14 protein-coding genes are annotated in these 16,057 nt (G+C 38.5%); 4 read left to right on the top strand and 10 right to left on the bottom strand.

The window, feature by feature from the left end; all coding sequences use genetic code 11:
• Positions 1-3: 3 nt before the first annotated feature.
• Entirely contained in the window at positions 4-852 is an 849-nt protein-coding gene (locus tag ACNTMY_RS03700) for a DUF3737 family protein (RefSeq protein ID WP_423216692.1), read from the bottom strand.
• Positions 853-1,036: 184 nt separating this feature from the next.
• Here ACNTMY_RS03700 and ACNTMY_RS03695 point away from each other — a divergent pair, with 184 nt between their 5' ends.
• The 3 genes from ACNTMY_RS03695 to ACNTMY_RS03685 all read left to right on the top strand — a co-directional run bounded on the left by ACNTMY_RS03695 (position 1,037) and on the right by ACNTMY_RS03685 (position 3,025).
• A complete protein-coding gene (locus tag ACNTMY_RS03695) occupies positions 1,037-1,906 on the top strand; it encodes a LysR family transcriptional regulator (RefSeq protein WP_423216691.1) in 870 nt (289 codons plus the stop codon).
• A 157-nt stretch (positions 1,907-2,063) separates the two neighbouring features.
• The gene (locus tag ACNTMY_RS03690) at positions 2,064-2,372 is read left to right on the top strand and encodes a DUF898 family protein (RefSeq protein ID WP_423216690.1); all 309 of its coding nucleotides are present in this window, start codon (positions 2,064-2,066) and stop codon (positions 2,370-2,372) included.
• Positions 2,373-2,428: 56 nt separating this feature from the next.
• Positions 2,429-3,025 carry a hypothetical protein gene (locus ACNTMY_RS03685; RefSeq protein ID WP_423216689.1) on the top strand — a complete coding sequence of 199 codons (597 nt, stop codon included), beginning with the start codon at positions 2,429-2,431 and terminating at the stop codon, positions 3,023-3,025.
• A 49-nt stretch (positions 3,026-3,074) separates the two neighbouring features.
• Here the strand turns inward: ACNTMY_RS03685 and ACNTMY_RS03680 are convergent, their stop codons facing one another.
• Together ACNTMY_RS03680 and ACNTMY_RS03675 are read right to left on the bottom strand one after the other, a co-directional pair.
• The gene (locus tag ACNTMY_RS03680; RefSeq protein WP_423216688.1) at positions 3,075-4,064 is read right to left on the bottom strand and encodes a lipoate--protein ligase; all 990 of its coding nucleotides are present in this window, start codon (positions 4,062-4,064) and stop codon (positions 3,075-3,077) included.
• 70 nt (positions 4,065-4,134) lie between these two features.
• Positions 4,135-5,541 carry a PLP-dependent aminotransferase family protein gene (locus ACNTMY_RS03675; RefSeq protein WP_423216687.1) on the bottom strand — a complete coding sequence of 469 codons (1,407 nt, stop codon included), beginning with the start codon at positions 5,539-5,541 and terminating at the stop codon, positions 4,135-4,137.
• Between the two features lie 95 nt (positions 5,542-5,636).
• Here ACNTMY_RS03675 and ACNTMY_RS03670 point away from each other — a divergent pair, with 95 nt between their 5' ends.
• Positions 5,637-6,530: a DMT family transporter gene (locus ACNTMY_RS03670; RefSeq protein ID WP_423216686.1), complete on the top strand. Its 894-nt coding sequence runs from the start codon at positions 5,637-5,639 to the stop codon at positions 6,528-6,530.
• 98 nt (positions 6,531-6,628) lie between these two features.
• Here the strand turns inward: ACNTMY_RS03670 and lpdA are convergent, their stop codons facing one another.
• The 7 genes from lpdA to ACNTMY_RS03635 form a co-directional block, all read right to left on the bottom strand.
• Positions 6,629-8,359, bottom strand: a complete 1,731-nt coding sequence (lpdA, locus tag ACNTMY_RS03665; protein WP_423216685.1) for a dihydrolipoyl dehydrogenase — start codon at positions 8,357-8,359, stop codon at positions 6,629-6,631.
• A 27-nt stretch (positions 8,360-8,386) separates the two neighbouring features.
• Positions 8,387-9,445, bottom strand: coding sequence for a dihydrolipoamide acetyltransferase (locus tag ACNTMY_RS03660; RefSeq protein ID WP_423216856.1), 1,059 nt, complete (start codon positions 9,443-9,445; stop codon positions 8,387-8,389).
• Positions 9,446-9,468: 23 nt separating this feature from the next.
• Complete coding sequence (locus ACNTMY_RS03655) at positions 9,469-10,473, bottom strand: alpha-ketoacid dehydrogenase subunit beta (RefSeq protein WP_423216684.1); 1,005 nt, start codon at positions 10,471-10,473, stop codon at positions 9,469-9,471.
• A 31-nt stretch (positions 10,474-10,504) separates the two neighbouring features.
• The gene (locus ACNTMY_RS03650) at positions 10,505-11,473 is read right to left on the bottom strand and encodes a thiamine pyrophosphate-dependent dehydrogenase E1 component subunit alpha (RefSeq protein WP_423216683.1); all 969 of its coding nucleotides are present in this window, start codon (positions 11,471-11,473) and stop codon (positions 10,505-10,507) included.
• A 367-nt stretch (positions 11,474-11,840) separates the two neighbouring features.
• Positions 11,841-13,718, bottom strand: a complete 1,878-nt coding sequence (locus tag ACNTMY_RS03645) for an ABC transporter ATP-binding protein (protein WP_423216682.1) — start codon at positions 13,716-13,718, stop codon at positions 11,841-11,843.
• Positions 13,718-15,469, bottom strand: a complete 1,752-nt coding sequence (locus ACNTMY_RS03640) for an ABC transporter ATP-binding protein (RefSeq protein WP_423216681.1) — start codon at positions 15,467-15,469, stop codon at positions 13,718-13,720. Before ACNTMY_RS03640 ends, ACNTMY_RS03645 begins: the two co-directional genes overlap by 1 nt.
• The gene (locus tag ACNTMY_RS03635) at positions 15,462-15,908 is read right to left on the bottom strand and encodes a MarR family winged helix-turn-helix transcriptional regulator (protein WP_423215404.1); all 447 of its coding nucleotides are present in this window, start codon (positions 15,906-15,908) and stop codon (positions 15,462-15,464) included. The genes ACNTMY_RS03640 and ACNTMY_RS03635 overlap by 8 nt, the downstream gene beginning before the upstream one ends.
• Between the last annotated feature and the right edge of the window lie 149 nt (positions 15,909-16,057).

Raw genomic sequence — 16,057 nt, 5'->3', positions numbered from 1 at the left:
GTATCACACAGCCTTTCTCAAGCTAATCTTAGTTTTACTGCTATCAATGTTAGGGTCATCAAAAATAATCTCACCGATATTGTCAGCTACAATAGAACCCGAAATTGGATTTTTAACGCTGACAATGTCAGACTTGATGTCTGCTTGCAAATCCTCAACATATTCAAAGACCAAATCTGAATGGATTAATTTACAATTATCGAGCGTAACATGCTTCATATAACAAAGCCCTTGATTGCTTTCAATCGTACAATTGATAAACGTAATGTCTTCGGTATTCCATGCAAGGTATTCGCCAACGATTGTCGAATCTCGAACAACTACATGCTTGCAATTCCAAAAAGCATCTTTGGATAGCAAAGTACTATTTGAGACTTCCACATTTTCAGCGCCATCAAAGCAATAATTACCAGTAATGGTCACATTTTCCAGCTTAACATTCTTACTATTCATGCCAAAATAGTCACCAGTCACATTAACATTTGTTAATCTAACCTCTTCACATGACCACAAACTTTCTAAAGCATTTGGCATTTGAACATTTTCTAGAACAATAGCTGAGCTGCGACGGAAAGTCTTGGGGGCTTGAATGACACTATTTTTGATTTTAATATCATGCGTATACCAGATTCCAGAACGTGCAGTATCAAGTAGCTGAACATTTTCAGCTGTAACATGTTTTGAGTACCAAAGCGGGTATTTCCAACGGAAAATATCATTTTCTAAAATGATATTGCGGCTTTCTTTTAAAGGAGATTCGCCGTCCGCAAAAACTGATTGAGTGATTTTTGTATTTTCTGCTTTAAAACAGGCACGCTCTCCAGTCAATAATTCTTGATTAATGATTTTCATTTTTATTCCTCCATTTTCAAAGTCCTTCTAGGACCGAAACGTCACTTAGTCTACACCTTGTAGTCGACTCCAAGTCAAGGATTTTTTGTCTTTTAATTTACAAAAATACTCTAACACGCTACAATAAACATAGCAAATACTTATATTACATACTTAATATAGCTAAAATGTATAGGAGAAAGATATGGATATTCGCGTCCTTAATTATTTTGTAACCATTGTCCAAACGAAAAGTATTTCAAACGCTGCAAATACCTTACACGTGACACAACCGACACTATCACGCCAAATCAAAGATTTGGAAGAAGAACTTGATACTGTACTTTTTCACCGTGGCAGTCGAGAAATTCAATTGACAGATGATGGGCAATACCTCTACAATCGTGCCATCGAAATTCTTGCTTTAGTCGAAAAAACAGAAAATAATATTCGAAAATCAGAAGAGATATCTGGAGAGATTTACATTGGTGCTGCTGAAACTCACTCACTTGACATTGTCGCAATTGTCACCAAAAAAATGACAGACCAGTACCCTGAGATTCGTATTCACATTCGTAGCGGAAATGCTGATGACATTTTGGAGCATTTGAATAAAGGAGTCTACGATTTAGGTATTACAATCGGTGATTTTGACAACCGAAAATACAATTCGCTTGCTCTTAAAAATCGTGACCAATGGGGAGTCTTGGTCCCCAAAAATCATCCGTTGACTAAGTTTGATAAAGTTGAACTGGCAGATATTTTGTCCTATCCACTAATCACTTCTGCTCAAACCAATAATGACCTCCGAGAGTTAGCTGGACTTGGCGACTATCACATCGTCGCAACCTATAATCTTCTCTACAACGCGTCACTTTTAGTCAAAGCTGGACTTGGTATTGCGATTTGTCTTGGTGGCATTATCAACACTTCCTACGCTGATTCTGAACTGAAATTTATCCCATTCACGACTCAAAAACACGATTCGCTTCAGATTCTCTGGAAAAAGCAAAGCACTCAATCACCAAGTACCAAACTCTTCCTTAAGCTGATGCAAGAAGAAATCAAAAAATAAAAACATTTTGTAATACATAAAAGAACACCGACTCACAAAAATTGGTGTTCTTTTTTGATAAAGCGCTATCCTATCTTGCATGTCAAACATCATTATGTTAAACTGTTATCGTTTTGCTCACATTAAAATGTTTAGAATTTCACATAAAGGAGTTTTGATGAAACAAGAAAGTTATTTTGATGGTGGTTTGCTAAGCTATATTGGACATAGTATTGTAGCTACCGTAATTACTATTTTTACACTTGGAATTTGCGCTCCATGGGGTATCTGCATCATGATTAATTGGAAGGTCAAGCATACTGTGATTGATGGACACCGCTTATACTTTGATGGAAAAGCAATCCAGCTTTTTGGAAACTGGATTAAATGGCTAATTCTAACCATTATTACAATCGGTATTTATTCATTCTGGCTCAACATTAAACTGAACCAATGGATTACCAAACACACACACCACTTAGATTAAACATTAACAGAACGTGCAAAAACTGAACCACGTTAAAAGCTGATAGGAGTTATAAATTGGAAAAGAAAAATGACAAAGCAATTGCAGTTATTGTCGGAATCTGCTTACTAGTACTTCTTTTTATAGCAAGCTTTGCGGTAGCCGGCTCTGGTAAAGAAAAGAAAGCTGAACCAGCAGCAACATCAACAAGCCAAACAACGTCAACAACTAATTCTACAAGTTCAAGTTTTAGCAGTTCTTCATCTTCATCAAGCGTAAGTTCTAGTACTTCTAGTAGTACAGTTGAAAGTTCGTCATATGCTGCTTGGTCTAAACTTGATGATGAAGGAGCTAAAAATTATCAAGCACACTATATAGAACAATTAAATAATACCCTATATGCAAGCGGCAGTAATGACCGAGTAAGTGGGGGATACGTATGTAAAGAAATTATGACTGTCGTTGTTCCACAAGAATATAAATACTATTCTGATAACGAACTTCAACAATTAGTAGATAGTTTATTAAACTTAAAATATAGTTTCTTTAAACAATGGGCTGAGGATAATCATTACTATTCGGACAGCGATTTACCATATTTACATGTTGAAACACCAGATGGAGCAACAATTGCAAAGGAAAGCATCTGGGACAATACAATGAAACTAAAATAAAAAATCCCAAAAACACTTTACGTAACGTAAAGTGTTTTTTTGTTCTTTTTCAATCCACGATTGCTTTCGCGATTTCTTGTGGGGCTATATTGGTGAAATATTTAGTGGTGTCAATTGTTTGGAGTTTTTTTAGAACATCAAGATAGTCGTATCGAAGTCCGATTAGGGCTTGTTCAAGCTCAGCAACGTCGTTGATACCAAAAAAGTCACCGTATATTTTAATTCCTTTGATAACTGATTTTTCAATATTAGCGTATGTTGTAATTTTTCCTGCTGGATAACGAACTGAACGCTTAATGGTATATTCTGGTGATTGTCCATAAGTCCAATCCCAAGTGGCAAATTGGTTATCGGCTAGATTTTGAATGTTTTCTAAATCAGCTTCAGAAAGAACATACTCCGTCATGTCAGGGTATTGTTCTTTTATTTTGTTAAGTAATTGTTCTGAAAATGCTTCAACAGTCATTTTTTCTGGCAATTCATCTAAGATATTTGTCACACGCGCACGCACTGATTTGACACCTTTTGATTCAATTTTATCCTTTGAAACTTGCAGGGCATTTTCAAGCACCGTCATATCAACATCAAACAGCAGACAGCCGTGATGCATCATTCGTCCTTTAAAATAAGCTTGCGCATTGCCACAAAATTTCTTGCCATCAATTTCAAGGTCATTACGACCAGTAAAAGTCGCTGTCACCCCTAAATCAGCTAAAGTATCAATGACAGGTCTTGAAAAAGTCTTAAAATCAAAGGTACCTTCTTGCGATTTATTAGAAATAATCGTGTAATTCAAATTATTGAGGTCATGGTAAACCGCGCCGCCACCTGACAAGCGACGGACGACATGAATGCCATGCTCATCTGTGTAAGCTTTGTTAATCTCTTCAATAGCATTTTGGTGTTTGCCAATGATAATCGCTGGCTCATTAATCCAAAGAATGAAAAGCTCATCTTCAGCTAACAATTCACGAAAAGCATAAGCTTCTAACGCAATATTGTAGGCAGGATTATGAGACTTATTGACGATATACTTCATATGAAAGCTCCTTCATTTTCATTAGGCTTAGTATATCAGAATCCTATTCCACCGTCTCTTAATATGCTCACTACTTCTCCCATGCCTTTCTGAGACGACGAACACAATCTGGAATATCTTCCAAATCAATTTTACTAAATCCTAGAAAAAGACTTTCCTGAGGGCAGGCTGCTTTTTCCTGCCAAAATTGCATAGTATCATAAACTCGGACACCTTCTTTTTCAGCTTTTTTAATCAACTCATCCTGCTGCATCCCATTTGATAAGTGCAGCAAAAAATACTGACCACTAACGTTTGAAGACAATTCTATCGGTGATTTGAATTTTTGAAATTCCTGCTTAAAGGCTTCATAACGTTTCTTAAAAACGTGGTTCATCTTACGAACCAAGCGATCATAGTCACCACTTGATAAGATATTAGCAAGCGCAATTTGGTTCAAAAGATTGACTGTACTATTGAAAGGCTTTGAATTTTCTATAAATCTTTCTGTAAACTGCTCTGGCAAAACCATGTAACCCATTCGAAAGGATGGTGAAAGGATTTTTGAAAAAGTCCCCAAATAAATCACGCGATCAAGATAGTCAATTGACTTCAACGCTGGAATAGGTCTTTGATAATAGCGAAGTTCACTATCATAATCATCTTCGATAATAAAAGAATTTCTTTCTTTTGCGAACGTTAAAAGCTCTTGACGTCTTGAAATGGGCATAATCATTCCAAGCGGAAATTGATGGGACGGTGTTGTGTAAATCATACCAATATCAGCATTTTTATCAATCTTTGTTAGCTCCAATCCTTTGTCATCAACTTCTGCTGTCACAATTTGATAATGATTTTTCTTAAAAATAGCTCGCGCTTTAGGATAACTAGGTTCTTCCATTAAGACACTATTTTGCGTATTTCCCAAAAAATCACACAAAAAGTCAATCGACTGCTGAAGTCCACTCGTGATAATAATCTGGCTCGGATGACACCTAACCCCACGAATACGTTCCAAATAACGACTAATTTCTTTTCTGAGTTTGTATTCACCTTGAAACGGCTGAAGTGTCGACAACTTCTCAGCATCATCTAGCTCATCAAGTGCATTCAGGTAATGTTTCTTCCACACTTTTTTAGGAAATAAATTGCTGGTATGGCTGCTGTTTGTCAAATCATAAATAATCTCTTCGTCAGAGGTACAGCATTCTTTCGTTGACACGGTTTCGCTAAATTTTTTATCAGACGTGAAGGATTTTGGCAATTTCAAGACATAAAAGCCTGCATTTTGACGGCTTTCAATATATCCTTCCAAGGTCAATTGCACATATGCTCTATCAACCGTATTTCTACTGACCTCAAGCATTTTAGCGAGCGTTCTTGTCCCTAAAAGTTTTTCATCTGGCGATAAGTAGCCCTGCAAAATATCTGTCTTGATTTGCTGGTAAATCTGCTGGTACAGTGGACTAGCACCTGCGCTTCTATCTAAATGAATCATTTTCCCTCCAAAGTGGCACCTAAAAATTTTTAAAAACTGGTACTTTTTATTATACCACTTATCCTTTAAAATTTTACCTGAGGTGAAAAAAATACATGAATAACAACCGCTGTAACTCAGCAAAATACATCTTTTTAATCTTTTTAGCAATCTGTTTTTTGGCAACAGGTGGTATTTTTGTAAAACTCAGCCCATTACCACCAATCAACACTGGTTTTTACCGAGTTTTATTTTCTATCCCAATGTTACTGCCTTTTATCAAAAAATCAGATTTGCAATCACTCAGTTATAAACAAGTTGTCACTATCGTTTTAGCAGGCGCTTTTCTAGCAGGGGATTTGACTTTTTGGAACAGTTCTTTTTCTTACACAACTGTGGCAAATTCAAATTTGCTCGTTAATCTAACACCATTTACGGTGATTCCAGTCAGTTATTTTCTATTCAAAGAAAAAATGACACCCAAATTTCTTTTAGGTGGACTTGTTACTTTACTTGGCGTTTTTGTCCTTATGGCAAATAAAGTCACTGTGTCACCCGAAAGACTTCTTGGCGATTCAATGAGCCTAGGTGCTTCAGTCTTTTACGCAATGTTCATGATTACCGTTTACAAGCTACGTGATACGGTCAAATCAAATGTTATCATGTTCCTCAGCGCTTTTGGAACATTGCTCGTACTGGCTGCTGTTATCTTCTTTACAGAAGGTTTTTACGTGCCTAAAAACTTTGAAGAACTCTGGCCACTTTTGGCGCTAGCTCTTGTGTCACAGATTTTAGGACAAGGACTGCTCGCATATTGCCTAGGGAAAGTCAATGCTAGTCTGTCATCATTAATCACTCTATCACAACCCGTCGTTGCAGCTCTTTACGCTTGGGTCATTTTCCAAGAACACTTAAATCTGCAATCTATTATCGCTATTATCATCACGTTGACAGGCGTCTACCTCGCTAAAACACAAACTTCAAACAAACTCGTTAAAGAGGAAATCTAAATAGTTTAGAGTCATAAAAGAGTATGAGAATTCTATCTCATACTCTTTTTGATTTATACTAACTTGTAAGAACTTGCTGAATCATAGCACATATCAATCTATCTCTTTGGCATGTTGTGGATAGCTTCACCAATGGTATCTAGGAAGGCTTCGTACATGTTTTCAGAAAAGGTCGGGTGCCCATGGATGGCTTGGGCAACGTCATCAACGGTCAATTCATTTTCCATAATAGTTGCTGCTTCATTAATGAGCTCAGCAGCTGATGGTCCAATGATATGCACACCAAGGATTTCATGATACTTGCTATCAGCAATAACTTTAACAAAACCTTGTGCTTCATTAGAGGCTAGAGCTCGTCCATTACCAGCAAAACTTGACTTTCCAATTAAAATATCACCATATTGTTCACGCGCAGCCTCTTCAGTTAACCCAACCATAGCAACTTCTGGGTGTGTATAAACTGCTGCTGGAGTGTATGTGAGATTGGCTTTGCGATGATTGCCACGTAGAGCATTTTCAGCAGCCACTTCTCCCATACGATAAGCAGCGTGTGCCAGCATTTTTTGACCATTAACATCTCCAGGAGCATAAATACCTGGGATTGACGTTTCTTGATAGGCATTAACTTTGATGCGATTGCCTTCCATGTCAAGGTTGAGATTTTCAAGACCTTGTAGCTGTGGAATTCGTCCAATCGATAGCAGAGCTTTGTCTGATTGGATTTTCTCACCATTTGTTAGTGTCAATTCAAGCTGATTGTTTTTCTCAATAATTTCTGACACTCCAACATTTGTTTTAATAGTCATGCCTTTTTTGGTCAGAATTTTTTGTAACTCCTGTGAGATTTCCTTGTCCATTGCTGGAACAATGCGGTCTGACATTTCAATAACGGTCACATCAACGCCGTAAGACGACCAAACCAAGCCAAGTTCAACTCCAACAACACCGCCACCAATAACAGTTAATGATTTCGGAACTTCTCGCAAATCAAGGATATCATCAGAGGTCAAAACAAGTGGAGAATCGATACCTGGAATATTAATGCGTGATACTTTTGACCCTGTTGCCAAAATGATGCTATGCCCCTTGATCACTTGCGAGCCAATCGTAACTGTTTTGTCTGGATTGACTTTGGCCAATCCTTCAAAGATAGTTACTTTATTGGCTTTCAAAAGATTACGAACACCACTTGTCAGTGTTTTGACAACAGAATTTTTAAATGCGACTGTCTTATCCATATCAATACTGTAGCTAGTTGAGGCTAGATTGATACCACGACCTGCGGCGATTTTTAGCCCATCAAGGATTTCAGCATTTTTAAGATAAGTTTTGGTTGGAATACAGCCAACATTTAGGCAGGTACCGCCAAACTCTGATTTTTCAACGATTGCAATTTTGCCTCCAAGCTGTGCACCACGGATAGCAGCGTAATAACCTGCAGGACCTCCACCAACCACAATCATGTCATACTCATCAGCTGCAAGCGGAGCTTTTTGTTCAGAACTCGTATCAGCCGCTACTTCCTTTGGTACTTCCAATCCTGCCGCAGTTAGGTCTGTTGTGGCTTGTTCAATTTTCTCAACTACCTCACCTTCAGCACCTAGGTAGCTAATAATTTCCGTGACTGGAACAACCTCACCAGCCTCGTGAAGAATTTTCAAAAGTACTCCAGAGTCTTCGGCTTCGATTTCCATATTTGTCTTATCAGACATAATTTCAAGCAGAATATCGCCTTCTTGAACAGAATCGCCTTCCGCTTTTTTCCATTCAATGATTTCGCCTTCTTGCATGTCAACGCCAAGCTTAGGCATGATAATTTCTATTGCCATAGATTACCTTTCTTTTCAATTCATAAGCTAAATTAATAATTCCAGCGGATTTTCAAGAATTGCTTTTAAATCCAGCATGAATTTTGCACCATTCATTCCGTCAACCAAGCGATGGTCAATGGTCAAACTCATTCCCATAATAGGTCGAATAACCACTTCACTCTCATGAACAACGGGTGTTTCAATAGTTGCTGAAATACCAAGAATCGCCGAATTTGGCTGATTTATAATTGGATTAAATGACTTGGTTCCAAACATTCCAAGATTTGTTATGGTGAAAGTTGAGCCAGACATGTCTGCTGATTTCAATTTGCCAGTCTGTGCTTTTTGAATAACATTTTTTGAAGCTACCACAAAGTCTGACAAGCTCATCTTTTCAGCGCCATGAATCACAGGAACCACTAATCCTTCAGAAAGTCCAACAGCAATTCCAAGATTGACAAAATGATGCACTTCAATCTCCTGAGCATCATTAATCAAAGAAGCGTTAAGAAAACGATGCTCATCTTTCATCAAAGTCTTAACCGTAGCAAGTCCAATCAAGTCAGTAAAAGTGACCTTATAGCCAGTCTTCTCCTTAATTGGTTCAACAAGTTGTTTTCGAAGAGCAATCAGATTTGTCATATCAACGTCGTAATTAAGCGTAAAAGTTGGCGCCGTAAAGTAGGAATGGCTCATTCCTTTTGAGATTGCTTTACGCATGGCAGACATTTTAACTATCTCAACTCCGTCAGTTGCAACTGATACATCTGGGACAGCCACAGTTTGAGGTGGCACTTGGCTGTCCACTTCTTCTTTTTGAGGAGCACCTTCACCTAAGCTCGCTAGAACGTCTTCCTTAGTAATCTTGCCAGAAACACCTGTTCCGACTAGCTTTTCAAGGTTAACACCTCTGTCCTCTGCAATTCTGCGAGCTAGTGGCGTTACACGAATCTTGCTAAATTGTTCGACGTCTTCTTTGTGAATTCGTCCATTTTCACCGCTGCCACTGATTTTTTCTAGATTAATGCTGCGCTCACGTGCCAACTTTCTAGCAGCTGGTGTGGCACGAACTTTTCCAATTTCAGATGCCTTTGGCATAATCATTTCATTTACCACAGAGACTCCTTTCAAGACTTGCGACCATTACGTGCCATTTGATAAATGGCAGCTTTTATCTTAGCAACGTCTGGCAAGATAGCCTCTTCCAACACACGAGCATATGGTACTGGCACATCCTCACTTGCTAAACGCACAATCGGATAATCGAGGTAATCAAAAGCTTCACTTTCTGTAACCAGCGCAGCTATTTCTCCAATAAAACCACCTGTTTTATAAGCGTCATTAACCAGCATGAGCTTACCAGTTTTTTTAACAGAGTTGAAAATTAACTCTTTGTCAAGTGGAATAAGCGTCCGCGGGTCAACCACTTCAACGCTGATACCGTCAGCTGCCACTTCATCAGCTGCTTGGAGAACACGTTCCAACATACGACCATAAGAGACAATGGTCAAGTCGCTTCCCTCACGCTTAATCTCACCCTTTCCAAGTGGCAAATAAAAATCAGAATCTAACCTAACTTTCTCTTTCTTGCCATAAAGCGCCTTTGGCTCCATGAAAATGACGATATTATTATCTCGAATAGCTGATTTTAAAAGTCCTTTGGCATCATTAGCATTTCCTGGTGCAACAACCTTAATGCCAGGAATATGAGTCAACCATGCTTCCAGAGACTGTGAGTGTTGCGCTGCCGAACCAATTCCAGAACCCGATGCCACCCTAAAGGTCACTGGTGTTTTCAAACCGCCACCAAGCATGTAGTTATTTTTAGCGCCGTTGTTAACAATGGCATCAAGCGCAATAGTGATGAAATCCATAAAGGTCACATCAACAATCGGACGAAGACCAGTTATCGCAGCGCCGATAGCACTTCCTGCGATTGCAGCTTCTGAAATTGGGGTATCCTTGACTCGTTCAGGGCCAAACTCCTCAAACATACCAACAGACGTACCAAAGTCACCACCGTAGATGCCAACATCTTCACCCATCAAAAAAATCGTCTCATCTTTTCGCATTTCCTCTGTCATTGCAAGATTGATTGCTTCACGAAATGCCATTTGTTTTGTTTCAGTCATTGTCTTTCTCCTCTTTGTGATTGAAAGGCACCTAATCTACCCAGATATCCTCAAACGCTACTGATAAATCTGGCTCGGGACTATTTTGCGCAAAAGCATAAGCATCATCGATTTCTTTAACTACTTGCGCATCGATAGCATCCAATTCGTCATGGCTTGCTAAATGATTTTCAGTCAAGTACGTGCGGAATTTGATAAGCGGATCTTTTTTCTTCCATTCATCAACTTCCTCTTTACTTCGATATTTACCTGCGTCAGCTGTCGAATGTCCAAACCAACGGTAAGATTCTACCTCAACAATGGCTGGACCATTTCCAGAACGCACATGCTCAACTGCTTTGCCCATTGTCTCATAAACTGCTAGGACATCATTACCATCTTCACAGTAAAACCCTGGAATGCCATAAGCCTCAGCACGTGTGTAAAGATGCGGCGTGTTGGTCGCTCTCCTAATGTCCATAGAAATACCATAGCGATTATTGATAATAAAGAAAATGACAGGCAATCTCCAAGTGGCTGCTAGGTTTACAGATTCATGAAAAGAGCCTTCATTGGTTGCACCGTCACCAGAAAAAGCAACAACAATGTTATTTGTCTTTTTATATTGTTGTGTCAAGGCTGCACCAACAGCAAGAGCATAACCACCACCAACAATACCATTCGTACCATAATTACCCTTTTCAAAATCTGCCAAATGCATGGAACCACCACGTCCTTTTGACACACCAGTCACCTTGCCAGCAAGCTCAGCCATCATTTTGTTCAAATCCATGTCCTTAGCAATGCACTGCCCATGCCCACGATGATTTGAAAAAATAATATCATCATAAGTCAAATGCGCCATTGCTCCAACACTTGCTGCTTCTTCTCCAACTGAAAAGTGCGTCATTCCTTGGACAAAACCACGTCTGACTAACTTATTAATACGCATATCAAACTCGCGAATACGCTGCATTTTGAGATACATATCTATATATTGTTCTAGAGACAAATTCATCATATTGCCCTCCAAATATCTTTTTCTTAGTCCATTCATCATATGATATTATGTCTCAAATCACAAATTATTTAACCGTTATTTGCAAACGTTTCAAAAAGGTAAACTAAAAAAGGCGCCAAATGCGCCCCTTACTTCTCTTTCAAAATTTCTGCTACCAATTTTTCGCAATAGACTTTATCATTTCTGATTTTGTCAGATTGGTCGTTACCAGTCGGTACAAATCAAAAAACAATAAATTCTGTTTCTCCTTTGCTTTGAACAAAGTGGATCACGACAATTTAGCATTTTCAACTAAAAATATATACCTAAAACAAAAAACAACCCTTGAAAAACAGCTCTGCTACTTTCCAAGGATTGTTTAAATCTATTATTCACTAATGGCATTACCTGTATAAAGTTGGTAATAACGTCCTTTTTGCGCAATCAACTCATCGTGGTTACCACGTTCGATGATGCGTCCTTGTTCAAGAACCATGATACAATCCGCATTGCGAACAGTTGACAAGCGGTGAGCGATAACAAATGTTGTACGACCTTTCATAAGAGCATCCATACCTTCTTGTACGTGAACCTCGGTACGCGTATCGATAGATGATGTTGCTTCATCTAAAATCAAAGCAGGTGGATTTGCTACGGCTGCACGCGCAATCGCAAGCAATTGACGTTGACCTTGAGATAAATTACTTCCGTCACCTGTCAAAATAGTATCATAACCTTCAGGCAAACGTTTAATGAAATCATGTGCATTAGCTAATTTAGCTGCTTCGATACATTCGTCATCAGTCGCATTCAGTCTTCCGTAACGGATGTTATCCATAACTGTTCCTGTAAAGAGGTGCGTATCTTGCAATACAATCCCTAGGCTACGACGAAGGTCAGCTTTTTTGATTTTACGAATGTTAATACCATCGTAATGAATCTTACCTTCTTGGATGTCGTAGAAACGGTTAATCAAGTTTGTAATAGTTGTTTTACCTGCACCAGTTGATCCGACAAAAGCGATTTTTTGACCAGGTTCCGCAAACAAATTAATGTCATGTAAAACCATCTTATCATCGTTATAACCAAAGGTTACATCTGTGAAAGTCACACGACCTTCTTGTCTATGATAAGTCACTGTACCATCTTCGTGTGGGTGTTTCCAAGCCCAAGTACCTGTTACTTCTTCAACTTCTTGTAGATTTCCAGCAGCGTCTTCTTTTGCATTAACCAATTCAACGTAACCTTCATCCAATTCAGGCTCTGCATCTAGCAGTTGGAAGACACGGTCAGCACCCGCCATCGCCATAACAACAGAGTTGATTTGTTGGCTGATTTGAGTAATCGGATTAGTGAAGCCACGGTTTAAGGCTAGGAAAGAAACCAAAGTCCCCAAAGTCAAACCAGCATAACCATTAAGAGCAAGAACTGCTCCAAGCATGGCACAAAGAACATATGAAAAGTGACCGATGTTAGCAGATACTGGCATCAAGATATTCGCAAAGATGTTGGCATTTGTAGCAGATTCACGAAGTTCTTGGTTAAGTTTTCGAAAGTCTTCCATAGCACGCTCTTCGTGGTTGAAAACTTTAACGACTTTCTGACCATCCATCATTTCTTCAATGAACCCATTGACACGACCAAGGTCATTTTGTTGGTCATGGAAATATTTTGATGATTGCGCAGCGATTTTACGAGCTACATAAAGTAGAACAACAACCATGAATAGTGACAAAGCTGACAATGGCACATTCAAAACGAGCATACTGACAAATGTTGTCACGATAGAAAAAGTTGAATTCACCACTTGCGGAATACTTTGACTAATCAACTGACGAAGAGTATCAACGTCGTTAGTGTAGATTGACATGATATCCCCGTGAGCGTGTGTGTCAAAGTACTTAATTGGCAAGCTTTCCATATGAGTGAACAAATCAACACGAATACGACGCATTGTCCCTTGCCCAACATAAACCATGAGACGATTAAAGGTATAAGTACTTGCCACACCGATAATTCCAATAATGATTAATTGGAAAATAGCGTGTGCTAATCCTGAAAAATCAGGATTCTTAGCTGCTAAAAGAGGAGTAATATAACTATCAATCAAAGTTTGCATAAACAAACTAAAACGAACCATACAAAGGGCAGAGATTAAAATCAAAACAAACACTGCCATAAATCGCCACTTATAGTTTTTGAAAACATATGCCAAAACACGTTTTAGCGTTGCCTGTTTATTCACTTGAGTTTTAGATTGAGACATTAGTTATTACCTCCTTCCTCATCAAAATCACCGCTACCTTGTTGTTGAACATCATTGATTTCACGATAGATAGCATTTGTTTTAAGTAATTCATCATGGCTAGCAAAGCCTGAGATTTTACCATCATCAAGAACCAAAATCTTATCAGCATGTTGCACACTTGAGATGCGTTGTGCAATGATAATTTTTGTTGTTCCAGGGATAGTTTCTTCAAATGACTTACGAATATTTGCGTCCGTTGCGGTATCAACGGCACTTGTTGAATCATCAAGAATTAAGACTTTTGGTTTTTTAAGCAATGCGCGGGCGATACATAGACGTTGTTTTTGACCACCAGAAACGTTGCTTCCGCCTTGCTCAATCCAAGTGTTGTATTTGTCAGGGAATCGCTCGATGAATTCATCAGCGCAAGCTTGACGACAAGCTTCGATACATTCTTCGTCAGTCGCATTTTCATTACCCCAACGAAGGTTGTCTAAAATAGTACCTGAGAAAAGGACATTTTTTTGAAGAACAACCGCAACTTGGTCACGAAGAACTTCCAAATCGTATTCACGGACATCATGTCCACCAACTTTAATTGAGCCAGCATCAACATCGTAAAGGCGAGAAATCAAGTTAGCAAATGATGTCTTCCCTGAACCTGTACCACCGATAACACCGATAATTTCACCTGACTTGATGCTCAAATCAATATCAGAAAGCACTTCTTCGCCACCGCCATGTTTGTATGAAAAATGCACGTGGTCAAAATCGATTTCTCCATTTGGTACTTCCATTAATGGATTTTCAGGATTAACAATATCAGCTTTTTCATTCAAAACTTCAGCGATACGTTCTGCACTGGCAGTACTCATTGAAACCATAACCATAATCATTGATAACATCATGAGTGACATCATCATGGCAAAGATATAAGACATCAAAGAAGTCAATTCACCCGTTGTGAGTGTCCCGCCGACGATAAACTGTGCCCCGAACCATGACAAGCAAATGATACATCCAAAGATAATTGTCATCATAACTGGAACGTTAAAAATGATGATTTTTTCTGCTTTAACAAAAAGGTTATAAATATTTTCAGCCGCTTTCGTGAATTTTTTGTTTTCGTATTTTTCACGTACAAAAGCTTTGACAACTCGGATGGCTGAAATATTTTCTTGAACACTAGCATTCAAATCATCATATTTGCGGAAGACATAATTAAAAGTAGACATCGCCTTACGCATGATAAATAGAAGAGAAGCTCCAAGAATCAAGACAGCAGCAAGGAAAATCAAACTCAAACGATGATCAACCACAAAACACATAATCATGCTGACAATGATTGTAAGAGGTGCACGCACAACCACACGAATAATCATTTGATAAGCATTTTGCACGTTTGTAACGTCTGTTGTCATACGAGTGACAAGACCTGCTGTGCTGTATTTATCAATATTTGAAAAAGCAAAGGTTTGAATATTATCATACATACCTTCACGCAAATTAGCGGCGAAACCTGCAGATGCTTGCGCAGCAAATTTACCAGCTAAAAAACCAGTCGTCAAGCCACATGCGGCAAGGATTAACATTAAAATACCATATTTCATGGCAACAGCTAGATTTCCAGCTTGAACCCCTTGGTCAATTAATTTAGCAATGACAAAAGGGACTGACATATCGAAGAAAACTTCTAAAGCTGCACACAAAGGAGCAAGTAAAGACGGTGTCTTGTACTCCTTGACTTGAGCTAAAAGAGTTTTAATCATTCTTGTCACCTCTTTCTACAACATTATAATATGCTCTTTCAAGCAAAGAATGAAATGCCTCTTTTTCATTATCAAAAAAGCCTCTTATGATATCATCTTCAGACTCTTTCAAGTGATCACACACAAGAATAATCAACTCAAGACCCTTATCAGTAATACGAACTTTCTTGATACGCTTGTCCTTTTCATCTTGAACAGAAGCGACCAACTCCTTTTGCTCTAAGCGTGAGATAATCCCAACCATGGTTGGTTGCGAAACCTCAAACACCCTCTCAAGTTCCTTATAAGTGCAGCATGCCTTAGCATCTTTTAAATACAATAAAACCCAAGACTGCATAATCGTGATATTATAAGGCTTTAGGAAATTATTCATATTTTGTTCCAACTGATGCGCGATTCGCTTAACAAGCCAACCATACGGAGCATTTTTAGGATTCATAGTAACCTCCGACAATAAAAAAGCAAGTTTTTAGAAAATCCCAATCATTGGACATCTTCTAAAATTTGCCATACATTTCATTATTTCCACCACTATTATAAAACTTTGAAACAAAAAGTCAATAGCCTGCTATTGATTTTTTCAAAACA

It is taken from the genome of Streptococcus equinus, assembly GCF_049393735.1.
GTDB classification, from domain to species: Bacteria; Bacillota; Bacilli; order Lactobacillales; family Streptococcaceae; genus Streptococcus; species Streptococcus equinus_G.
Note: the sequence above shows the minus strand (reverse complement) of the source record. Positions and strands in the feature narration are given on the sequence as shown.

What these genes read in the sequence shown, in the direction of transcription:
- ACNTMY_RS03700 (WP_423216692.1), bottom strand. Translation starts at nt 852, where the DNA reads ATGAAAATCATTAATCAAGAATTATTGACTGGAGAGCGTGCCTGTTTT.
- ACNTMY_RS03695 (WP_423216691.1), top strand. Translation starts at nt 1,037, where the DNA reads ATGGATATTCGCGTCCTTAATTATTTTGTAACCATTGTCCAAACGAAA.
- ACNTMY_RS03690 (WP_423216690.1), top strand. Translation starts at nt 2,064, where the DNA reads ATGAAACAAGAAAGTTATTTTGATGGTGGTTTGCTAAGCTATATTGGA.
- ACNTMY_RS03680 (WP_423216688.1), bottom strand. Translation starts at nt 4,064, where the DNA reads ATGAAGTATATCGTCAATAAGTCTCATAATCCTGCCTACAATATTGCG.
- ACNTMY_RS03675 (WP_423216687.1), bottom strand. Translation starts at nt 5,541, where the DNA reads ATGATTCATTTAGATAGAAGCGCAGGTGCTAGTCCACTGTACCAGCAG.
- ACNTMY_RS03670 (WP_423216686.1), top strand. Translation starts at nt 5,637, where the DNA reads ATGAATAACAACCGCTGTAACTCAGCAAAATACATCTTTTTAATCTTT.
- lpdA (WP_423216685.1), bottom strand. Translation starts at nt 8,359, where the DNA reads ATGGCAATAGAAATTATCATGCCTAAGCTTGGCGTTGACATGCAAGAA.
- ACNTMY_RS03660 (WP_423216856.1), bottom strand. Translation starts at nt 9,445, where the DNA reads ATGATTATGCCAAAGGCATCTGAAATTGGAAAAGTTCGTGCCACACCA.
- ACNTMY_RS03655 (WP_423216684.1), bottom strand. Translation starts at nt 10,473, where the DNA reads ATGACTGAAACAAAACAAATGGCATTTCGTGAAGCAATCAATCTTGCA.
- ACNTMY_RS03650 (WP_423216683.1), bottom strand. Translation starts at nt 11,473, where the DNA reads ATGATGAATTTGTCTCTAGAACAATATATAGATATGTATCTCAAAATG.
- ACNTMY_RS03645 (WP_423216682.1), bottom strand. Translation starts at nt 13,718, where the DNA reads ATGTCTCAATCTAAAACTCAAGTGAATAAACAGGCAACGCTAAAACGT.
- ACNTMY_RS03640 (WP_423216681.1), bottom strand. Translation starts at nt 15,469, where the DNA reads ATGATTAAAACTCTTTTAGCTCAAGTCAAGGAGTACAAGACACCGTCT.
- ACNTMY_RS03635 (WP_423215404.1), bottom strand. Translation starts at nt 15,908, where the DNA reads ATGAATCCTAAAAATGCTCCGTATGGTTGGCTTGTTAAGCGAATCGCG.